Below are 19,976 nucleotides of genomic sequence, written 5' to 3' on the forward strand. Positions count from 1 at the left end.
CTTTGTTAATTTTTCCTTTAAAATCAAGAAGGTCATATCTGGCATACTTTTCGCCTCCTTCCTGTGAACAGTAGTGCACTCATTATTCAGGGAGGTTTTCTGTGAAAAAACAAACACTTATACTACTTGGCATGATAGTAATGATGCTCGTGCCACTGTCCGCTTCTGCAGAAGGCGTCGGCAAGGTCGATTCAGGAGATACCGCATTTGTTCTTCTTTCTGCAGCACTGGTCATGTTGATGACCCCCGGGTTGGCCATGTTTTATGGCGGTATGGTCAGAAAAAAGAACGTTCTCGGCACGCTTATGCACAGTTTTGTGGCCATAGCGCTGGTGAGCGTGCAGTGGATACTTGTAGGCTATAGTCTGTCCTTTGGCCCTGATATCAACGGCCTGATCGGCAGTCTGGATTGGATAGGGCTGAGGGGCGTCGGCGTCGAGCCGAATCCTGATTATGCGGCGACCATACCGCATATGGCATTTATGATCTATCAGGCGATGTTTGCGGTCATTACCCCTGCCCTGATTGCCGGGGCCTTTGCCGAGAGGATGAAGTTCTCGGCGTTTCTGGTTTTTACCCTGCTGTGGTCGACGTTGGTCTACGACCCGGTTGCCCACTGGGTATGGGGAACGGGCGGGTGGCTCAGGAATCTGGGCGCCCTTGATTTCGCAGGCGGTATTGTCGTGCATATCACCTCAGGCATTTCAGCCCTGGCTGCGGCGCTTGTCATAGGGAAAAGAAGAGGCTACTTGAGGGAGGCCATGCCGCCCCATAACCTGCCGATGACAGTTCTCGGTGCAGGCCTGCTCTGGTTTGGCTGGTTCGGATTCAATGCCGGGAGCGCGCTGTCAGCAGGCGGCCTCAGCACCATGGCTTTTGTTGTAACGCATATCGCTGCAGTAACGGCAACGCTGGTATGGGTGGTCATTGAATGGCTCCATAGAGGCAAGCCGACCATGTTCGGTGCCGCAACCGGCTCCATTGCAGGACTTGCGACCATTACCCCTGCATCAGGGTTTGTGGGCCCCATGGGGGCGCTGATGATCGGCGTTGCAGCCGGTTCGATATGCTACCTCTCGCTTTCTCTGAAACCGAAACTCAAATTCGATGATTCTCTTGATGCGTTTGGTGTACATGGTGTTGGCGGCATACTCGGCACTATCGGTGCCGGCCTCTTTGCGCAGAAGGCGATCAATGCAGCAGGCGCTGACGGACTCTTCTTTGGCAATCCACACCAGCTTCTGGTCCAGCTTATGTCGATAGTGGTGGTGGCAGTATTTTCCTTTGTGGCAAGCCTGGTAATACTTAAGGTAATAGACTGGACGATCGGCCTCAGACTCTCTGATGAAGAAGAACTGATGGGTCTTGACCTCAGCCAGCATGAGGAGAATGGCTATCAGATGTAACGACAGTGAAGAGCTTCACGCAGAGAAGAAGATGCTGCAAAAAAGGGGAACGGTAAGTTCCCCTTTTTTTGCGAATACACCTCGTTTCAAACGTTGCCGGCATCAAGCCTGCGCTTTTCCTGCTACCGCATCGCACTGCTGATTATGGCGAAAAATTGAAACATGATATAATCTGCTCCGTAGAATAAATATGAGTATGTGGAGTGTAGAGGATGAGTGTATGTCCATTTTGTGCAATACCGGCGGAAGACGTGCTTGGCGAAAACGAGCATGCTCTTGCCGTCCACGATCGACGGCCTGTGAGCGAGGGGCATACGCTTATCATCACCAAACGCCATGTGGATGACTATTTCAAGCTTTCGATAGAAGAAAAAAATGAAACGCTCTCACTCCTTGAGCGAATGAAGGGTCTTATCGACATGGAACTGAATCCTGATGGATATAATATCGGCATGAATATTGGAGAGGCCGCCGGCCAGCGAATTTTTCATGTACATATCCATCTCATCCCGAGAATGAAGGGAGAAACCGTCAATGGCGAACGCGCTGTAAAGGGAGTCATACGCCACAAAATGAGCTATTGAGGAGCGTCATAACGGCTATGATCAGTCGAAAAATCTGCCGATAGTGAGCAAAGTTCTTTAAAATTCCCTTTTGCCTGCAACAGTTATGAATACGCTGCAGTTTTGATTTGACAAACCGTCGGTATTACCCTATATTCTGAGTATAGTCGCGTATAACCCTTGTCATGAATGATAACGACGGTTGCCGTCCTGATACGCTGAATTTAATCAGGCAGAGAAACGCTGGAAAGAATAAGGAGGAAGGTATGGATAAGATCCTGAGAGTCGATGTGGGAGCAGAAGGTGGTCCAAAGGCAACAACAGTTCCGGTTGGCGACTATGCTGGTCTTGGCGGCAGGGCGATGACCTCTGCGATCGTATCGAAGGAGGTCCCTCCGTTATGCCACCCTCTGGGCGCAGAGAATAAGCTGGTCATAGCCCCCGGTCTCCTGAGCGGTACCGCGAGTGCCATGTCAGGCAGGATCTCTGTCGGCTGCAAGAGCCCGCTTACCGGCGGCATCAAGGAGGCGAACTCCGGTGGACAGGCTGCGCAGGTAATGGCGCGGCTTGGGTATGGCGCGATTGTGCTTGAAGGGAAGCCAAAGGGAGATGATCTGTACAAGGTCTTCATAAATAAGGACGGGGTCAGGATCTCGGCTGACAACAGCCTGAAGATGCTCACCAATTACGACCTTATCGCGAAGATGAAGGCGGAATACGGCGATAAGATATGCTGCATCTCGATCGGGCCTGCCGGTGAGATGAAGATGGGCGCAGCGACTGTTGCGTTTACGGACATGGAATTGAGGCCTACCCGTCATGCGGGCCGTGGTGGCGTCGGCGCTGTTATGGGCGCCAAGAATATCAAGGTCATTGTGCTTGACGATACCGGCATGTCGATGCGGCCGCCGAAGGACCCCGAGAAGTTCAAGGACGCCAACAAGAGGTTCGTCGATGGTCTTAAGAAGCACCCGGTCACCGGGCAGGGCCTTCCTGCGTATGGCACGAACGTGCTTACGAACATCCTGAATGAGGTTGGAGGGTACCCGACATACAACTTTAAACAGGGCCGTTTTGACGGAGCTGCTGCGATCAGCGGCGAGACCCTGGCTGAGACCGAAAAGAAGCGCGGGGCGAACCCGACCCACGGCTGCCACCGCGGCTGTGTTATTCAGTGCTCGGGTACCTATAATGACAAGGACGGTCATTTTCTGACCAAACAGCCGGAGTATGAGACGGTCTGGGCCCACGGCGGCAACTGCGGCATCAACGACATGGACAAGATCGCCATGCTCGACTTCCTTGATGACACCTACGGCATTGATACGATCGAGATGGGCGCGACGATTGCGGTTGCAATGGAAGCAGGGCTTGCGAAGTTCGGCGATGCGGACGCTGCGATCAAGATGGTGCACGAGGTCGGCAAGGGAACAGACCTCGGCAGGATACTCGGCAACGGAGCTGCCCTGACCGGCAAGGCCTTTGGCGTAGAGCGTGTTCCGGTGGTCAAGGGCCAGGCTATGCCGGCGTACGATCCCCGTGCAGTGCAGGGCATCGGCGTCACGTACGCCACGAGCCCTATGGGCGCGGACCACACTGCAGGGTATGCTGTTACTGCAAACGTCCTGAAGGTCGGCGGCGATGTGAACGCACTCAAACCTGAAGGCCAGATCGAGCTCTCCCGGAACCTGCAGATCGCGACCGCGGCGATCGACTCTACGGGCATGTGCCTTTTCATTGCCTTTGCGGTGCTCGATCAGCCCGATACCTTCCAGGCACTGCTCGATCTGCTCAATGCCTTCTACGGACTGAACCTGACCGGCGACGGTGTGACTGATCTGGGCAAAATGGTGCTCAAGATGGAACGGGACTTTAACAAGGCCGCCGGTTTCACCCCGCAGCATGACCGGTTGCCGAGCTATTTCAAAACAGAGAAATTTGCGCCGCATAATGTTACCTTCGAAGTCAAGGACGAGGATCTGGACAAGGTTTTTAACTGGTAGGCTAATCGTGCATTTCAGAGGAGGAGAGGCGTAAGTCTCTCCTCCTTTTTTTGTGGCCCTGCATTGCAGCAGGCAGAAACACTGCAAACCCTTCTGACAGGATTACAGCGTGAGGCGAAAAAATGGTATGAACCCGATTTTTAATCCATATCACTGAAATGCAGACACTTCCCCATCTTGATTTTATTGTGGATAGACCGTTCCTTACGGAATTTTTCCTGCTGCTCCAGCAGGGCGTGGTGATCAGGTGCCGTGCCAACTGCAGCGTAGCCGTGTTTTTGAGGGAAGAGCTGAGGGCAGACGAGGAAACTATAGCAAAGATACAGTCGATCATCCTTGACGGCAAAGCGGTTGATGATATCGAAGCAGCAGTTGTAAAGGACGGTTCAGTCCTCGCCCTTTCGGCTGCCATGCCCGGTCTCGTTGGCGCTACACTGAGGAGGGGCGGTGCCTATTCCTCGTTTCGGAATGCGATTACCTACCATGAAAAAGCTGACGCATGCAGCCTGAAAGAGGGTTGTGTGAGAATAAAGATCTTCAATCTTCTTATGGCAGAAATGGATCCCGGTCTGCTGCAGAGGGGCGTTTTCCTAAAGGCAGAAGATCTTCTGATCTTCATGGCCGGCCTGTCTCAGGATTTCTGGAAGGGCTGCAGACGGACCGAGCTTGACAACACGCCTGTTGATCTCAGAAAACTGAAGGACAGTCTGACAGCAGGCTGCGAGATATTGCTTTCGGTATCTTCGGCTTAGGAAGAAGTTGGTCTGCGGAGCCTATCCGCCCGCTATGGGCGGGAAGAGTGCCAGTTCATCCCCGTCCTTCAGCTGGTGTACTGCAGGTCTGTGCTCCCCATTGACGATCCTGAGCAGGGCGGTCTTCGGAATATTCAGTGAGTCTATTGCATCGTCGATCGTAGCTTTGTCAGGCAATTCAATGATCTGCTCATCAGGGCCGAACTTGCGCAACGATGCGAAAAGCTTGATCTTCACATGCATGTCTTATTATAGCAGACGTGCCCTCATGATTTGAGTTCCCCTGACCTATCCTCTGGCCACTGCAGACAGGCATGCAGCCTGAAAATAGGGCAGGATCGAACATGATCAGCGTCATGGCAGTTTGTGACGGCAATGATAAAATAGAGTCATGACAGCCAACACCTATCCCTCCCGACTTTTTGTCGAGCTTACGACCAGGTGTAATCTGAAATGCGACATGTGCGTGAAGCAGAACGGCGTTGGTGGTATACCTGAAGGCAGCATGACACCGGAGACCTTTGAGGCCCTTGCCCCGGCATTTCCTCATCTTGAGGCCCTTGTGCTGAATGGGATAGGGGAGTCTCTTCTTAATCCGCATCTTGAGACATTTATCCGCAAGGCAAAGGCCCTCATGCCTGAACAGGCGTGGGTCGGGTTTCAGTCGAACGGCATGGCGCTGACCGACCAGCGGGCTGCCTCACTTCTTGACGCAGGGCTCGACCGCATCTGCCTCTCTGTCGATACGATTTCAGATGACAGTTTCCGCACGATCCGGAGCGGCGGGCAGATGAGCGGTATTGTGGCGGCATTTTCGAGTCTGAACAAGGCCAGGGCGCGGGGCAGAGGACGTGACCTCCGCATAGGCATCGAGTTCGTGCTGATGCGCAGCAACCTTACCGAGCTGCCTGAAGTCGTGCGCTGGGCGGGCAGAAACGGTGCCAGCTTTGCCATTGTGACTCACCTCCTCCCGTATCAGAAAGACCTTGTCGCACAGACTGTATACGATACAAATACTGCCGGCGCCATTGCCCTGTTCAAGCACTGGAAAACAGAAGCGCTGCAGGAAGGTCTTGACCTCCGGCACTATTCCGATACGCTTACGAAGGTGGCAAGAACGCCGGAAGAAGAGCGGATCGTTGATCTTGTTGCAAAGATGCGGGGCGACGCAGAGGCGCAGGGCATTACCCTTCACCTGGACCGTCTGCTCAGGCGGGACGAGCAGTGGCTGTCGTCGGTTGAACGGGTCTTTGATGAGGCAAGGCTTGCTGCGCGAGAGACGGGAGTGGAACTGACGCTCCCTGGCATGGCGCCGCGTAATACAAGGAAGTGCGAGTTTGTTGAAGGAAACGGTGCCTTTATCTCCTGGGATGGGGACATCCATCCCTGCTATTTTCTCTGGCACCGGTATGCCTGTTATGTGGGCGGCCTTGCCAAGAAGGTGAAGCCCTGGGTTTTTGGCAATGTCCATGAGCGGGACATCCTTGCGATCTGGAGCGATGCAGCCTCCTGTTCCTTTCGAAAGAACGTGCTTGATTACAAATTCCCCTTCTGCTTTGATTGCGGTTTCGCTCTTTGTGACTATGTGAGCGAGGAGGAATTTGAACAGGACTGCTATCTTGAGTCTGTGCCCTGCGGCGCCTGTCTCTGGTGCACCGGGCTCTTTCATTGTCTCCAATAACCTGCTTGGTCCTTGGGCCAGACCGTGATATGCTGAAGGCAGAAGGCCGGTGTTAAGGAGGTATTCTTCATGACGAACAGCGGAGAGGGAAGAGCAGAACAGGATGGCCACGAGCGTTCCCTTGTAATCTCATTGGAGCCCGAGGCATCGCAAATGACGGCGAGCGGCAACAGGGAGGTCCATTTTGAAAGAGCTATTCTGACGTTCCGCAATGTTTCCGATGCTGAACTGGTAAACGTTGTCCCCCATGCCACTCTCGGCCAGGAAGGCGGCACAATCCAGGATATCTCGGGCGCTCTCCTTCCGTCTGTTCCCGTATCAATCCCTCCGCTGGGGACCGTCAGATGGGACCTGTATGATCTTCTGCTCACTGCCCACCCCGGCGCAGCCAGCAAGTTACATATGTTTGGGTACCGGGCGGCCCTGAACTGGAGGTTCGATCTCGTCTGCCGGGCTGAATACCGCTGTGCGGACTCTGCTGCGTCTGAACAGACATTGGAATCACGATGGACATTGCAATGGACCGTTCCCGATGCTTCCCGCGGAGATGTCACGCTTGCTATCGAAGAGGTGATCATCTGAGCGACTCCCCTGTTTTCCGGTCTGATTAAGCCTTGTGATTATGAATCATTGTGAAGTTCACAATGCATTCATAAAATACTGCTGAAATAGGGGCAAAGGGATATTCTTTGAAAGAAGCAAAGTGAAACGTAACAGATCAAGTGATGTTTAACGAGCAGAAACAAAAAAAGGAGGAACATGGTATGAAGCATCTGAAAATCATAGGCCTGGTAATAGTGATCATATCGATGATAATTCCAGTATCAGCCAGGGCAGAAGGCCTCGGAAACGCCCGTCTCAGTCTTGTGGACGGCGATGTGCAGATCAGGGCTGCGGATTCATCTGAGTGGTTTCCTGCATCCATGAATATGCCCCTGCAGGAAGGTGACAGCCTCTGGGTGCCTGAGGGTGCAAGGGCTGAAGTGCAACTTACAGGCGGCACGCAGGTAAGACTTGATCAGCGGTCTTCACTTGATCTTCTGAACATCCGCAGCGATTCATCTCAATTCTATCTTGCAGAGGGCAGTGCATACGTGAACTTCAGGGGCGGAAGAAGCGGCGGCCTTGTGCAGGTCGACACGCCGGCATCTTCCGTAAGGACGTATGACCGGGCAACGTTTAATATTGATGTGGCAGGCAGCGGCGAGACCAATGTATCGGTATACTCGGGCCTGGTCTATGCGGAGGGCAGAAGCGGCAGCACACGGGTGGCTGCCGGAAACTCCCTTGTGATCAGTGATGATTATGCCGATCTTGCTCCTTTGGGCCGCGCTGATGCGTGGGAACGCTGGAACGCAGAGAGGGACCGCAGGCTCGGGGAGAGAAGACAAAGCTTGCGGTATCTGCCTGGTGAACTCGAAACCTATGCAAGCGACTTTGACGAAAACGGAAGATGGGTCTCGGTGAGGGAATACGGATATGTCTGGACACCAACGGTCCAGGTCTCGGTGGGCTGGTCGCCCTACCGTAACGGGCGCTGGAGCTGGATCGGCAGTGACTATGTCTGGATAGGGTATGAGCCCTGGGGATGGGCACCATATCATTACGGCAGGTGGGATTACGCTGCATCGGTGGGCTGGTTCTGGGTCCCTCCTGCCAGAGGGGATGTATATTGGGGGCCAGGGTATGTCGGCTGGGTAAGCACGCCAACCCTTGTCGCATGGGTGCCTCTTGCTCCCCGTGAGACCTATTATGGATACGGCAACTACGGGCCGCACAGCGTAAACCTTGTTAAGGTGAACATCAATTCCGTTGTAGTGAAAAACAGGTATCGCAATATTCAGGTTAATAATGCTGTGACCGCTCTGCACCGCGACGCCTTTATAAGGGGACGACAGCTCGACAACAAGGTCAGTGGAAACCCGTTTCTGAGCGAGAAGATCCATATCGGGAGGCCTGATATAAAACCCGAGAGGGAATCGAGAATGGCCGTTATCAGGGATATCCCAAGGGCCATGGAACCTCCGATGAAGATAAGGGAAATCAAAGCCAGGGAAATCAGGGAGTCAAGACCGATCATCAGGGAAAAAGATAAATCCCTATTCTCACCTGAGCGGCCGCATAAACAGATGGGAGTGAAGGCGGTCGAGACGCCGAGGGAACGCAACAGAGACGGATCTGCCGAAAGGTCAATTGAAAGGAATAGAACGCTCAAGCCGCTGGACAGACAACCGATCGAGGAGAGAGGAAAGGTCATAACGCCTGCTCAAAAGAGGGGAGCTGACGAAACAGGTGGACGTCAGCCGGAAAGCCTGGGAGTGCCGCGGAAAGAAAAAGAGAGAGCCCCGGTTAATACTGCGCCTGTTGTGCAGCCTTCTCAGAAACTGAAACCGCGTCCGGTCGAACAACCGGAGAAGCCTGCAGAACCGAAACAGCAAATTTTGCCGCCTGATCGTACAAAACAGAGAGATATCAGGAGAACTGACGAAGGCTCCCCTGCACAGCAGCCGTTAAAGCAGAAGGAGAGTGCACCTGTTCAGAACAGGCAGATAAAGCCTGCAGAACCGAAACAGCAAATTTTGCCGCCTGATCGTGCAAAACAGAGAGATATCAGGAGAACTGACGAAGGCTCCCCTGCACAGCAGCCGTTAAAGCAGAAGGAGAGTGCACCTGTTCAGAACAGACAGATAAAGCCTGAGGAACGTCAGAAGAAACTGCAGGAAATACCGTTGAACAGACCGGATAAGCAGCAGGAAAAAAGGGTGCGACAGGATAAGGAAGAGCAGAAGGCCCCTGGAGAAGGCAGCCAGCAGAAGCCTGTTTCGGGTGGAGCTCCGGTCCCCCGGTAGACAACGCTTCAGTGGCATCGGCCTGGGTGACGAAATGGCATATGCTGTCACCCTGGCCGATGCCGTCAAGTTGAAAATGAAGGACTTGTCATTGGTGAGATCGCAGAGAAGGAACGTTATTTAAAGGTAGAGATAAAAAAGGATCCGAACAATACGGTCATCGACAAGGTGATCATCGGCAAACGCACTGGCAGAATCCGGTCGATCTATTAAGATCTATTCATGCAGAAGAAAGTCATAATTCCCCAAGTGACTGTCGTGTGACTCACGTGTTGCGGGAGCCGTTAATCCGGAGAAAAACCATATTTAAATAAACCGTATATGATAAAATCGGTCTGAAATGCAAAGAAGGCGATCCGAGAGAATTCCTCTGAACCTGCCGGCGCAGATTCTCCTGGGAGGAAAAATCTATGACGGTTTTATTATCAATGTCTCTAAAGACGGCATTGGCTCTGCGGTTACATCAGTTGTCGAGGCCCCGGCAGGATTTGTCCCGGTCAACCATGTTGAGCTGCATTTCCAGGATCCATTCGGCAAGAACATCGACCTGGCCTGTGAACTGGCATGGTTTTCCCGCAGTGATTCAGATTCCCGAAAAATAACGATCGGCATGAGGATTATTAATCCACCGCTTATGTACAAGGTGTTCATCAGGACCCTGTTAGATGCCAATCTGCAGAAAAAATCAAAAGAGCAGCTCATCGCCGAACTGTTAGAGGCGCGCAGGAAAATCGGGCTGATGAAAGCGGCAGGACCTAAAGAAAATAGGCCAGATGATATTCTGGTAAAGCGTGAAGATGTTTATCATTCACTGGTCGAATCTACCGAAGATTCCATATACATTGTGGACAGGGAATGCCGGTACCAGTTCATGAACCAGATGCACCTGTCCAGGCTTGGCCTTTCTTCCGATGAATGTCTCGGTCTGCCCTATCGCGATCTTCATTCTGCTGAAGAGTCGGATGAATTTCTCAGGAATATCGAAGCCGTTTTTGCTACCGGCACATCCCTCCGCTATGAGCAGCAGAGCAGCAAGGACGGAAAGTATTTCCTGCGCTCGCTCAGCCCTATCAGGGGGGCGGATAACAGCATAAAAGCGGTGACCGTCATATCGAAGAACATTACTGACCGCAAGCTGGCAGAAGAGCTGTTAATGAATTCCAATCAGGAGCTTGAAAGGCAGGTCAGGGACAGGACCTCAGCTCTTGTCGATCTGAATGAAAGCCTCAACAGGGAGATAGCCGAACGCAGGCAGACGGAAGATGCTCTCAAGAAGTCGTCGGAAGAATGGCGTATTACGTTTGACTCGACAAAAGACATGATGCTTATGCTGGATGAAGCATTCAACGTAATACGGCTGAACAGGGCGACCGCCACATTTCTCGATAGACCCTACCGTAAAATTATTGGCCTCAGTATCTTCGAACTCTTCCCGAATATGGACATAAAGCCTGAACGGCACCCTCTGAGGAAAATGGCGCGGTCAAAAAGGCACGAAGAATCGGAGATCTATTCCAAGGATAAAGGCATATGGGTATTGGCCTCAGCCGACCCAATTGTGGGCAACGATGGAACGATGACGGGCGCGGTCCATATCATACGTGATATTACGGAACAAAAAAATCTGCAGTTGCAGCTGCTCCAGGCGCAGAAGATGGAATCCATCGGTCGCCTTGCCGGCGGCATTGCGCATGATTTCAATAATCTCCTGTCCGCTATTATCGGGTACACAGAATTGACCCTGCTCAAACTCCCTGCAGAAAGTCCGCTGAAGGACCATCTCGTGACCGTAAAGGATGCGGGAGAAAAGGCCGCCGAGCTTACCCATCGGCTGCTTGCCTTCAGCCGTAAGCAGGTGCTTCAGATGCAGGCCGTCAACCTCAGTGCGAGTCTCGAAAGCATGGTGAAGATGATGTCCCGTATGGTCAGGGAGGACATATCTCTTGAACTGCATACGGGACCATCCCTCAACACGATCATGGCTGATCCGGTTCAGATAGAACAGATTGTGATGAACCTGATCGTCAATGCCCGCGATTCCATGCCCAACGGCGGCAAATTGATCATAGAGACCTCAAATGCGTATCTGGACGACGATTTTGTTGTGCGACATGAGAATGTGGAACGCGGCAACTACGTGCTGCTTTCGGTGAGTGACACCGGAATAGGGATGAGCAAAAAGGTGCAGGAGAGGATCTTCGAACCCTTCTTCACTACCAAGGGGATGAGTGAAGGGACAGGACTTGGACTTGCAACGGTCTATGGCATCGTTAAGCAGCACAACGGATATATCTATGTTTACAGCGAGATCGGGAAGGGAACAACGTTCAAGATTTACCTCCCTGTCTCCGGCGAAGAAAGGGCGGCCTTGCCTGAAAAGGCATATGAAGTGCTGGCCGGGGGAAGTGAGGTTGTGCTTGTTGTTGACGATGATCCTTCGATCCGCAAATTGATCAAAGACGTGCTTGAGCCGCTGGGCTACAGGCTTCTGTTTGCCAATGACGGCGATGAGGCACTGCATACGGCGCAACAGGCAACTGAACCGATTGAGGTGCTGCTGACCGATGTTATTATGCCGAACATGAACGGCAGTCAGCTTGCCGATATTTTTCGAAGGGACTATCCTGGCGTTAAGGTCATATTCATGTCCGGATACACGGACGAAACGATTACCCGGCAAGGCGTCCTGACCGAGGGCGATATACTTATCCAGAAGCCTCTGTCACCGACTAAATTAACCAACAGATTGCGCGAGATATTGGATAAAAGAAGTAATTCCTGATTCAGGGAACGTGTTGCTTTGCGTATAAGCAAGAAACGTGATTAGTGCAAGGAGGAGTTTTATGCCATTTGTGAATATCAAGATCACCAAAGACGGTGCAACTCCTGAGAAGAAGGCTGAACTTATCAGAGGCGTTACGAATCTGCTTCGGGACGTCCTGGGGAAGAACCCGGCAACAACAGTTGTGATCATCGATGAACTGGATACGGACAACTGGGGTATTGGCGGGGAGACGGTAAGCATGAGAAGAAAACAGGGAGGATAATTAGGATGGCTGTAAATAATGTTCTGAAAATTATTTTTTGGATTGGCTGTATCACCATGATCTTTTCCCTGACGGCCAGTGCTTCTTATGCCGTGACAACAGGAGAGATAGATGCCGGTGTAAATGCAGCCCTTCACCGATTCAGTCAGCAGGTCAAAGGAGGCCGGGCATTTCAGGAGATAGCAAAAGGAGTGCTTGTGATACCCCATATCACAAAGGCAGCATTCATCCTTGGCGGCCAATACGGAGAGGGTGCGCTGAGGGAGGACGGCAAGACCACTGCATACTACAGCATGGCTGCCGGGTCTTTCGGATTTCAGATAGGGGCAGAAAAATATGACCTCATCATTATTTTTGCCACTGAAGAGGCGCTCAGGAAATTCCGGTTGGGCAAAGGCTGGGAAGCCGGCGTTGACGCAGAAGTAACATTGATTGATACCGGTATCGATCTGCCTGCCAGCACCCTGGTGAGCCAACATCCTGTACTTGGATTTATCATTGACCAGAAGGGGTTCATGGCCGGAGCATCAATAAAAGGTGCAAAGTTCAATATCATAAAACCGGATTAGCGGCAACTGTTTATCATTTTGATCCGGATCCGGCACGCATTGCCGCATTCGATAATCGTGAAGCTGTTCAGGATAAAGCGGCTTCGTCAACAAGCGATGCACCGGCAATATAACGGTCTCCGAGGTCTTTGATCCACATTATAACGCCGTGGCCGTAGCGGCCCATGTTTTTCCTGAATTTAATAACATGTCCCGATCTTAGAGGATAGCGCGTGATAAAGCAGATGCCGTTTTTCGACCTGTTTATCGCCAGCCCCGAAAGATCGACGAACCGCAGTCTGTTGTTGTTGAAGACTGCCACTGTAAATTCCAGTATCTCAGAGCATCCCTTTCTGACATCTCTCTGTTCCAGTCCCATGGAGCCTCCCTATTACCATAGAATAAATTCCGCATCCAGTATACCGGCATCGCCGCAGGACATCCAGTTAAGTTTTTTTCACAAATGACAACGGTTTGAACAGAAGAATATGATGAGACGGGAAAGCCTTTTGAGGGGAATATGGTGCGGGGGAGGGGATTTGAACCCCTACAGGTTGCCCCACTGGATCCTAAGTCCAGCGCGTCTGCCAGTTCCGCCACTCCCGCACTGTTTATTATTCAATAAGTTAGGCATATCCGTAAAGTGAATCAGCGGGTTGAATTTGGCTTGCTGTAACCAAATTGTAACTGTTAGACGCTCTTTGGAGCTTTTCCCCAACAATCGAATTTGTCTTTTTAGGCCTTCCTGTGATGAAGTTTTATTTCAAGCTGCATATCAAGAGCATCTGCCACTTTTTTGATCGTCTCAAGCGTGGCCTTGCTGAATGCGCCGCGTTCGAGTCTTGAAATTACACTCTGCTTAGTCCCGCACCGTCTGGCAAGTTCAGCCTGAGAAACCCCCGACTTTTCGCGGGCCTTTATCATGGCCTTCAATACCTGAAATTCAGGGTCAAGATCATCCCATGCCTTTTTGAAGTCCGGGCTTTTCATCTGATTTGCTATATACTCTTTTAATGTTCTCATGATTTACCTCCGTACCGTTCTATAAAATCTTTCATCCTTTTTTCTGCTTTTTTCAAAAAGCCATGTAAAAGAACAAAGCGCTTCCCGGTAAACGTAAAATATAGAACCCGAATATGTCCAAGGTTGTCCTTTACCCTCAACTCCCTGATCTTGTTCCTGATCTGCCGAGTATAGGGCTCTTCACAAGAACGCACTGTTCGGCAAGAAGAGCTAACAGCCTCACAACTTTCGCCCTGGCAGCTGCGGGAAGATCGTCCAAAAACTCTTTCAGAGGCTCATGGCTGTTTTTGTCTTTATAGAATTCAACTTCCCACTGCATAGGCCATTATAGCATTTAAGTGATCATAATAAAAGGGCAATTCCTGAAAGGTCGGGATCTTGTGAATCAAGCCATCATACCCATGATCATATTGATCAAGAAAAGGAATTTAAATTGCAATTGAGACCTGCAAATAAAAAATCCTTGTTAAGGTATCATGCGTATAATGTCTGACCCTCAGGGCTTCGATCCCTATCATATGAAACAACACACACACTATTGATATCGCACTGTCCTCACTTTTGTTGCGGAAGGGCTAAGGGCTTCCGGGCTAAAGCTCCCGCCTCGTCTCTATTCATAAGTTATTGAAATCACACTTTCGGCCACAGCTCAAGAGTGCAAGGTCAAATGATAAAGAAACCAAACTTGAAATTTAAGAATGGAAAAATAGAAATTACCGCATATGGTAAATAGTTTGTGTCTGCTTGCCTCACTCGTTGATGCCCGTTTAATTCCCTTCCAAGTCAGCAAATTTGAGATATCTCGGTCGATGCACGATACCCCATATAGCAGACAAGTGTGACATTAACAATGCCGGTGTAACTTTGGACTACTGATAACACGCAAGAGGAATCCTGCTAAGGTTATAGTCAGCGTGGAACACGCATAGATAACACAAAAGAACTATAATTTCTACTTCAGCCAACTGCATAGTGATACAATATAAATATCCATGAATCCTAAGATTACTCGTCGGGATTTTCTCAATGGTGCGCTTCTTGGAGCGGGGGTTCTCCTGCTTGAGTTGCCTGCTCCACTGAAACTGTTTGCTCAATCTCTGCCGACCTACGGCTTCGGGGGCATAGGCGATTATGCATATTCCAATGGGAACACTGCTGCTGTAATTAAAGCGTTCATGGCTATAGAAAATGGGGACTACACATCCCTAACCACTGAAGCTATAAATACTGGCGAAACATATGATCTTGTCATTGTCGGTGGAGGTCTGAGCGGTCTGGGGGCTGCGTATGAGTTTAATAAGTTTTCTTCAAAGCAGGCAAAATGCCTTATCCTCGACAACCATCCTATCTTTGGCGGCGCAGCAAAAAGAAATGAATTCATGGTGCAGGGAGAGCGGCTTATTGGACCACAGGCGTCTAACGCCTTTGGCGTTATAGACCGCCCGGGTATTCCAGGTTACGATATTTACCATGAATTGGGCATACCAACAGATTTTACCTATGCTGAGCTACCTTCCGAGTTAAAACCTATGGACTTTGATACCACAAATTTTGGCTACCGGCTCTGGTTCGATTCAAAAAGCATTGGGTACTATTATGCCGGTCAGGAACAGGGCACACCCGGCAAGTGGGTGTCAGACTTCTGGGAGAACAAGCTTGCAGGAACTCCGTATTCGGAAAAGGCCCGGAAAGATTTTCTTCGCTGGCGAAATATATCAGATCGCCAATATGAAGGTGATGACTACGGCCGCTGGCTTGATTCGATGACATACAAGGATTATCTGGAAAAGATTCTGACGCTCGATCCGGAAATAACACGCTATGCTGATCCTGTTCTCGCCAGTGTGGTTGGGCTTGGCTGTGATGTAATCAGCGCCTATACTGCACGTCAGGTATCAATGCCGGGTTTCCCTGAGTTCCGGGGACATGGCTCATTAAAGAACAGCCACTGGCATTCCTTCCCCGGCGGCAATGACGGCTTCTCCCGCTATTTCATTAAAGCCCTCATTCCCGATGCCATTGAAGGCGGCAAAAGCTTTGCAGCTATTCACAACGGACAAGTGCGCTTCCCCGCTCTGGATCGTGAAAGTAACAAGGTGCGTTTAAGGCTTGGCTCCTCTGTAATCCGTGTTGAACAGGAACGCAGCTCTACTCAGGAGAAGAACGTAACTGTTATCTATCAGCGTGATGGAAAGATTTTTCGCCTCAAGACCCGAAGTGTTGTAATGGCATGCGGCAGTCGCCTCTCGCGAAAGGTTGTATCCGGCCTGCCTCTCAGCCATGCTGAAGCCTTCAATCAATTCCACGTCTCTCCCATACTTGTAGCAAATGTAGCCCTTACTAACTGGCGTTTTCTTTACCGATTAGATCTTACTGCCTGTAAATGGCAAGGCGGTTTCGGCTTCGGTTGCAATATTCGTAAGCCGATGTATATAGGAGATTACCACCCGCCGCTGCATCCTGATAAGCCCACAGTGCTTACTTTTTACATTTCCTTTCATCAGCCGGGCCTGCCTATTGAAGAACAGGGAGAAAATGGCAGAAAAAAGCTTTTGGGAACAAGCTTTGCCGAGTTCCAGTCCCTACTAATTGGTCAGATGAAACAGCTTTTTTCAGCAAATGGATTTAATGCGGAAAAAGATATTGCCGGCCTTATTCTGAACCGGTGGACATACAGCTATGTGAATCCGCAGCCCGGCTTTTACTTCGGCAAAGACGGCAAGCCTGCAGCGCGGGATGTCATTCGCAAGGCCTTTGGAAGTATTGCCTTTGCCCATGCTGAACTCAATGGGCATCAGCACTGGGTTGCGGCTGTGGATGAAGGCAGAAGAGCCGCAAGACAGGCCATGGAAGCATAGTTAAAAATATGTTTCTTAACTTTGAGAGTTTTTTGTAAACTAAAGATATGCCGCTTAAGAGATCACTTAGATCAAGATCACCTTTAACTCTCTGTCTTGTATTCGTCCTCAGTATTGTTTTTCTTTCACCGCTTTATCACAGCCACGACCACGACGCCGACTATCATCCGGAAAACGGCGATGATCACGTTTCAATCCATGATGGAGCCAGCCATGAAGAACTATCCGTCGATCCGCTACATAACGACTCACACCTGCATATCAAAAAGGACATCGGCAGAACCGATGATCACCAGCGTTTCACAAGCAGGTCGCTAAAGCCTGATTTATGCACCATAACTGAATTCCTTGTGCTGACTGAAGATCGATCATGCACGTTTAATAAAAAAAACGCACAAACGTTCATATCCCGAAGAAACACTTACGACTGCCTTTCCGGTCTTTCCCCGCCAGTTGCCTGAAGATCAGTAGCGCCTATGTGACCGGCATTACTTGGACCGGCAGAACTGCAACTAAGGAGTCATCATGACAAGAATATTTATGGTATTAAGCTTATGTCTTGTGCTGTTTCCCCTGCAGGGGTTTGCTCTCGAACCTTCGGAGAAATTGCTGTTCGAAAAGAATTCCCTGTACCAATATATTTCCGTCATCGAGGATATTGCCAAGAAAGAGCGGTATGTCCGTAACCAAAAGAGAGAATTTACACAGGGAGGCATTTACGTAAATGCGCCAGATAAACTCCTTCTTGAATTCACACAGATGAGCTTTATCTCTCTTGCCTTTCTGGACAGAGACCCTAAGGACGTCCTTTTTATCGGTCTCGGCGCTGGCGCCATGCCCAAGTATTTCACTATGCACTATCCGGATGTCGTTATCGATATCGCAGAGATTGACCCCGACATGCTGTCTGTGGCTCAGAAGTATTTTTATTTCAAAGAAAACGAGAGGATGAAAGTATATGTAGATGACGGCAGGCTTTTTGCCAAAAGGACAAAGAAGAAATTCGACTGGATCGTTCTCGATGCCTATCAGAATGACTACATTCCTTTTCATCTTACGACACTTGAGTTTCTTAAGGAAGTGAAAAGCAGGTTAAAGGATAACGGCGTAGTCGTTGCCAATATAACCTCTCCTTTCAGAAATAAGTTTTTCGATTCCATGGTTATGACCTATAAGAAGGCATTTCCTCACCTTTACGTTTTCAAAGGAAAGAAGTCGGGCAATTTTATTTTCGTTGCAACATTGAGCAACAACATTAAAAACAAGGACGTAGTCGAAACAAGAGCCCATAAAATTCAATCTGATCGAAAATTTGATATCGACCTTGAGGAGTTAGCATCACGATATGAGACTTCATCTGCCTATGAGTGGGACGGCGCCAAGATCCTTACCGACGACTTTGCGCCGGTAAATCTCTATCAACACCAGAAATCAGCGGCACCGTAAGGAGGCGAGGCATGATTAAATTCGTAGTTTTTATGTGCGGCGCAATCGTAATGTCATTTGAAATTCTGGGCAGCAGGGTGCTTGCCCCGAACTTCGGCAGTTCTGTCTTTGTCTGGGGAAGCCTGATCAGTGTCTTCCTTGCAGGACTCTCTGTCGGTTACTATTTAGGAGGACGACTCGCTGATATCAATCCGTCCTCCCGAAAACTCAGTCTTATACTTATCTCACCGGGCCTGCTCTTGCTGACGTTTCCTCTATACAGCAGTTTAATATCAGACTGGATATTCATGAAAGATCTGGGTGTGAGGATGAGCCCTCTGATAGCCTCTTCTGTCCTCTTTCTGATCCCGTCAGTATTCCTCGGCATCGTGAGCCCGTACTCGACAAAACTGATGATCTGCAGCCTGCATACTTCAGGCAAAACCATCGGAACGCTCTATGCCCTTTCCACGTTCGGAAGTATTATCGGTACTATCATCACTTCTTTTTATCTAATCACTCTGGCTGGCGTCAACGCTCTCATCATAGGGCAGGGAGTTCTGCTTATCTTTTTGGCGATTCCGCTTTACTTCATGAACTTGAGTTGCAATATGGCGCAGGCTGACCGATAAGGGATACCAATCCCAGCAGTGGAAATTAATATTTATCATTAATGGGTGCGACTTTGTGGCCGAAACACGCACCATCAGGTTGTTTGCGAGGTCTCTCATCCCATTCGTAATGTTCATATGGTTTAGTCCGTCTGAAACTGAGGGATGGTAGGTGTAACAAACTAATAATTATGGTGCGTTTTAACTCCGGTAAGATGGTATCTACCGATATCGCTTTTGGGGCAGGTTTCGATATCAACTACAACTTTCGTTGCGGGAGGGCTAAGGGCTTCCGCCTTGTCTCCATTCATAAATTAATGAAATCACACTTTCGGCCACAGCTCAAGAGTGCAAGAATCGTCTTTACAACATTTGCAAACGCTTTTCTTACTTCTTCCATTTGTCAATGTAGCTGCTAAATCTTGTTAAAAAGGGAGGACTTATCTTCATGTTCGATGACTTGATTTCATGGCTTCCTTGTTACAAACTGCCCCGCGATAGGGGAAGTGCGCTTTTCAAATAAAGTATCTTTACTGAATAGGTCGGCTTGTATAAAATACCATCACAAAGTTTGGATATTTAAAATCGATGGATAAAGCCGAATCTAAAATAATGGCCGAAGTTGCCGCCGGAAATCTTTCGGCGTTCCGCGAGATTGTCGAATGCTACCAGAATAGCTTGCTTAATTATGCCTATAGATATACCGGTGACAAGGGTGCAGCAGAGGACATTGCTCAAGAGGTTTTTCTGAGGGTTTTCAAAACAGCAAAGGATTACCAGCCTCTTGCGTCTTTCAAAACGTGGCTTTTTAAGATTGCGACCAATCTCTGCCTCAATGAACTGAGGGATAACAGGTTACATAGAAATACCATAGACATCTTTGAGCTGAATGAAGCTGGCTTTGTTGCTCTTGCTTCGGACCGCTTCTCACTGGAAAAGCAAACTGAAGACCGCCAGTTAAGCACGATCCTGATGAAAGCGCTCAATAGTCTTCCGGAAAAACAGAAAGTCGCCCTGCTTCTGCACAAGTACGATGGCTTTAGCTATGTCGAAATAAGCCGCATGATGATCTGTTCAGTTTCCGCCGTCGAATCCCTCATACACAGGGCACGGAAGGGGCTCAAAAAGCAAATGTCCCCCTATCTCTGATTTTTTTGTTTCGTCCCGCAAGTTTTTCCCCTTATTAGTGTTTAAGTAGTTATGAGGGCCT

19 protein-coding genes and 1 tRNA gene are annotated in these 19,976 nt (G+C 49.8%); 14 read left to right on the forward strand and 6 right to left on the reverse strand.

Annotated features, from left to right (window positions below):
- The first annotated feature begins 131 nt into the window (after nucleotides 1–131).
- From HZB31_15780 to HZB31_15795, 4 genes are all read left to right on the forward strand, one after another.
- Nucleotides 132–1,406, forward strand: coding sequence for an ammonium transporter (locus HZB31_15780; protein ID MBI5849378.1), 1,275 nt, complete (start codon nucleotides 132–134; stop codon nucleotides 1,404–1,406).
- Nucleotides 1,407–1,618: 212 nt separating this feature from the next.
- Nucleotides 1,619–1,990, forward strand: a complete 372-nt coding sequence (locus HZB31_15785) for an HIT family protein (GenBank protein ID MBI5849379.1) — start codon at nucleotides 1,619–1,621, stop codon at nucleotides 1,988–1,990.
- 245 nt (nucleotides 1,991–2,235) lie between these two features.
- Nucleotides 2,236–3,972, forward strand: coding sequence for an aldehyde ferredoxin oxidoreductase (locus tag HZB31_15790; GenBank protein ID MBI5849380.1), 1,737 nt, complete (start codon nucleotides 2,236–2,238; stop codon nucleotides 3,970–3,972).
- A gap of 188 nt (nucleotides 3,973–4,160) precedes the next feature.
- Nucleotides 4,161–4,724 carry a hypothetical protein gene (locus HZB31_15795; protein MBI5849381.1) on the forward strand — a complete coding sequence of 188 codons (564 nt, stop codon included), beginning with the start codon at nucleotides 4,161–4,163 and terminating at the stop codon, nucleotides 4,722–4,724.
- A 21-nt stretch (nucleotides 4,725–4,745) separates the two neighbouring features.
- Here the strand turns inward: HZB31_15795 and HZB31_15800 are convergent, their stop codons facing one another.
- On the reverse strand, nucleotides 4,746–4,961 hold the full coding sequence (locus tag HZB31_15800; protein ID MBI5849382.1) for a MoaD/ThiS family protein: 216 nt from the start codon (nucleotides 4,959–4,961) through the stop codon (nucleotides 4,746–4,748).
- 154 nt (nucleotides 4,962–5,115) lie between these two features.
- Here HZB31_15800 and HZB31_15805 point away from each other — a divergent pair, with 154 nt between their 5' ends.
- The 6 genes from HZB31_15805 (at nucleotide 5,116) to HZB31_15830 (ending at nucleotide 12,870) form a co-directional block, all read left to right on the forward strand.
- Nucleotides 5,116–6,405 carry a radical SAM/SPASM family putative metalloenzyme maturase gene (locus HZB31_15805; GenBank protein ID MBI5849383.1) on the forward strand — a complete coding sequence of 430 codons (1,290 nt, stop codon included), beginning with the start codon at nucleotides 5,116–5,118 and terminating at the stop codon, nucleotides 6,403–6,405.
- Between the two features lie 69 nt (nucleotides 6,406–6,474).
- Entirely contained in the window at nucleotides 6,475–6,987 is a 513-nt protein-coding gene (locus tag HZB31_15810) for a hypothetical protein (GenBank protein ID MBI5849384.1), read from the forward strand.
- A 182-nt stretch (nucleotides 6,988–7,169) separates the two neighbouring features.
- Entirely contained in the window at nucleotides 7,170–9,254 is a 2,085-nt protein-coding gene (locus HZB31_15815) for a FecR domain-containing protein (protein ID MBI5849385.1), read from the forward strand.
- 340 nt (nucleotides 9,255–9,594) lie between these two features.
- Nucleotides 9,595–12,036 (forward strand): PAS domain S-box protein, encoded by a 2,442-nt coding sequence (locus HZB31_15820; GenBank protein MBI5849386.1) that lies wholly within the window; start codon nucleotides 9,595–9,597, stop codon nucleotides 12,034–12,036.
- A 61-nt stretch (nucleotides 12,037–12,097) separates the two neighbouring features.
- Nucleotides 12,098–12,301: a 4-oxalocrotonate tautomerase family protein gene (locus HZB31_15825; protein ID MBI5849387.1), complete on the forward strand. Its 204-nt coding sequence runs from the start codon at nucleotides 12,098–12,100 to the stop codon at nucleotides 12,299–12,301.
- A 5-nt stretch (nucleotides 12,302–12,306) separates the two neighbouring features.
- On the forward strand, nucleotides 12,307–12,870 hold the full coding sequence (locus HZB31_15830; protein ID MBI5849388.1) for a hypothetical protein: 564 nt from the start codon (nucleotides 12,307–12,309) through the stop codon (nucleotides 12,868–12,870).
- A gap of 67 nt (nucleotides 12,871–12,937) precedes the next feature.
- On the opposite strand, the gene HZB31_15835 is transcribed toward HZB31_15830, so the two are convergent.
- The 5 genes from HZB31_15835 to HZB31_15855 form a co-directional block, all read right to left on the reverse strand.
- Nucleotides 12,938–13,228 (reverse strand): hypothetical protein, encoded by a 291-nt coding sequence (locus tag HZB31_15835; protein ID MBI5849389.1) that lies wholly within the window; start codon nucleotides 13,226–13,228, stop codon nucleotides 12,938–12,940.
- Nucleotides 13,229–13,370: 142 nt separating this feature from the next.
- A tRNA-Leu gene (locus tag HZB31_15840) sits at nucleotides 13,371–13,455 on the reverse strand.
- Between the two features lie 129 nt (nucleotides 13,456–13,584).
- Complete coding sequence (locus HZB31_15845; GenBank protein MBI5849390.1) at nucleotides 13,585–13,872, reverse strand: helix-turn-helix transcriptional regulator; 288 nt, start codon at nucleotides 13,870–13,872, stop codon at nucleotides 13,585–13,587.
- Nucleotides 13,869–14,066: a type II toxin-antitoxin system RelE/ParE family toxin gene (locus tag HZB31_15850; protein ID MBI5849391.1), complete on the reverse strand. Its 198-nt coding sequence runs from the start codon at nucleotides 14,064–14,066 to the stop codon at nucleotides 13,869–13,871. Before HZB31_15850 ends, HZB31_15845 begins: the two co-directional genes overlap by 4 nt.
- Nucleotides 14,009–14,191, reverse strand: coding sequence for a hypothetical protein (locus HZB31_15855; GenBank protein ID MBI5849392.1), 183 nt, complete (start codon nucleotides 14,189–14,191; stop codon nucleotides 14,009–14,011). Before HZB31_15855 ends, HZB31_15850 begins: the two co-directional genes overlap by 58 nt.
- 673 nt (nucleotides 14,192–14,864) lie before the next feature.
- On the opposite strand from HZB31_15855, the gene HZB31_15860 reads away from it, so the two are divergent.
- The 4 genes from HZB31_15860 to HZB31_15875 all read left to right on the forward strand — a co-directional run bounded on the left by HZB31_15860 (nucleotide 14,865) and on the right by HZB31_15875 (nucleotide 19,915).
- Nucleotides 14,865–16,730 carry an NAD(P)-binding protein gene (locus HZB31_15860; GenBank protein ID MBI5849393.1) on the forward strand — a complete coding sequence of 622 codons (1,866 nt, stop codon included), beginning with the start codon at nucleotides 14,865–14,867 and terminating at the stop codon, nucleotides 16,728–16,730.
- Nucleotides 16,731–17,255: 525 nt separating this feature from the next.
- The gene (locus HZB31_15865) at nucleotides 17,256–18,176 is read left to right on the forward strand and encodes a fused MFS/spermidine synthase (GenBank protein ID MBI5849394.1); all 921 of its coding nucleotides are present in this window, start codon (nucleotides 17,256–17,258) and stop codon (nucleotides 18,174–18,176) included.
- 11 nt (nucleotides 18,177–18,187) lie between these two features.
- The gene (locus HZB31_15870; protein ID MBI5849395.1) at nucleotides 18,188–18,787 is read left to right on the forward strand and encodes a fused MFS/spermidine synthase; all 600 of its coding nucleotides are present in this window, start codon (nucleotides 18,188–18,190) and stop codon (nucleotides 18,785–18,787) included.
- Between the two features lie 567 nt (nucleotides 18,788–19,354).
- Nucleotides 19,355–19,915 (forward strand): RNA polymerase sigma factor, encoded by a 561-nt coding sequence (locus tag HZB31_15875; protein MBI5849396.1) that lies wholly within the window; start codon nucleotides 19,355–19,357, stop codon nucleotides 19,913–19,915.
- Nucleotides 19,916–19,976: the final 61 nt, after the last annotated feature.

It is taken from the genome of Nitrospirota bacterium, from assembly GCA_016235245.1.
Taxonomy (GTDB): Bacteria; Nitrospirota; Thermodesulfovibrionia; order Thermodesulfovibrionales; family UBA6898; genus UBA6898.

What these genes read in the sequence shown, in the direction of transcription:
- HZB31_15785 (MBI5849379.1), top strand. Translation starts at nt 1,619, where the DNA reads ATGAGTGTATGTCCATTTTGTGCAATACCGGCGGAAGACGTGCTTGGC.
- HZB31_15805 (MBI5849383.1), top strand. Translation starts at nt 5,116, where the DNA reads ATGACAGCCAACACCTATCCCTCCCGACTTTTTGTCGAGCTTACGACC.
- HZB31_15845 (MBI5849390.1), bottom strand. Translation starts at nt 13,872, where the DNA reads ATGAGAACATTAAAAGAGTATATAGCAAATCAGATGAAAAGCCCGGAC.
- HZB31_15860 (MBI5849393.1), top strand. Translation starts at nt 14,865, where the DNA reads ATGAATCCTAAGATTACTCGTCGGGATTTTCTCAATGGTGCGCTTCTT.
- HZB31_15825 (MBI5849387.1), top strand. Translation starts at nt 12,098, where the DNA reads ATGCCATTTGTGAATATCAAGATCACCAAAGACGGTGCAACTCCTGAG.
- HZB31_15875 (MBI5849396.1), top strand. Translation starts at nt 19,355, where the DNA reads ATGGATAAAGCCGAATCTAAAATAATGGCCGAAGTTGCCGCCGGAAAT.
- HZB31_15865 (MBI5849394.1), top strand. Translation starts at nt 17,256, where the DNA reads ATGACAAGAATATTTATGGTATTAAGCTTATGTCTTGTGCTGTTTCCC.
- HZB31_15780 (MBI5849378.1), top strand. Translation starts at nt 132, where the DNA reads ATGATAGTAATGATGCTCGTGCCACTGTCCGCTTCTGCAGAAGGCGTC.
- HZB31_15870 (MBI5849395.1), top strand. Translation starts at nt 18,188, where the DNA reads ATGATTAAATTCGTAGTTTTTATGTGCGGCGCAATCGTAATGTCATTT.
- HZB31_15830 (MBI5849388.1), top strand. Translation starts at nt 12,307, where the DNA reads ATGGCTGTAAATAATGTTCTGAAAATTATTTTTTGGATTGGCTGTATC.
- HZB31_15820 (MBI5849386.1), top strand. Translation starts at nt 9,595, where the DNA reads ATGCAAAGAAGGCGATCCGAGAGAATTCCTCTGAACCTGCCGGCGCAG.
- HZB31_15855 (MBI5849392.1), bottom strand. Translation starts at nt 14,191, where the DNA reads ATGCAGTGGGAAGTTGAATTCTATAAAGACAAAAACAGCCATGAGCCT.
- HZB31_15835 (MBI5849389.1), bottom strand. Translation starts at nt 13,228, where the DNA reads ATGGGACTGGAACAGAGAGATGTCAGAAAGGGATGCTCTGAGATACTG.
- HZB31_15790 (MBI5849380.1), top strand. Translation starts at nt 2,236, where the DNA reads ATGGATAAGATCCTGAGAGTCGATGTGGGAGCAGAAGGTGGTCCAAAG.
- HZB31_15815 (MBI5849385.1), top strand. Translation starts at nt 7,170, where the DNA reads ATGAAGCATCTGAAAATCATAGGCCTGGTAATAGTGATCATATCGATG.
- HZB31_15810 (MBI5849384.1), top strand. Translation starts at nt 6,475, where the DNA reads ATGACGAACAGCGGAGAGGGAAGAGCAGAACAGGATGGCCACGAGCGT.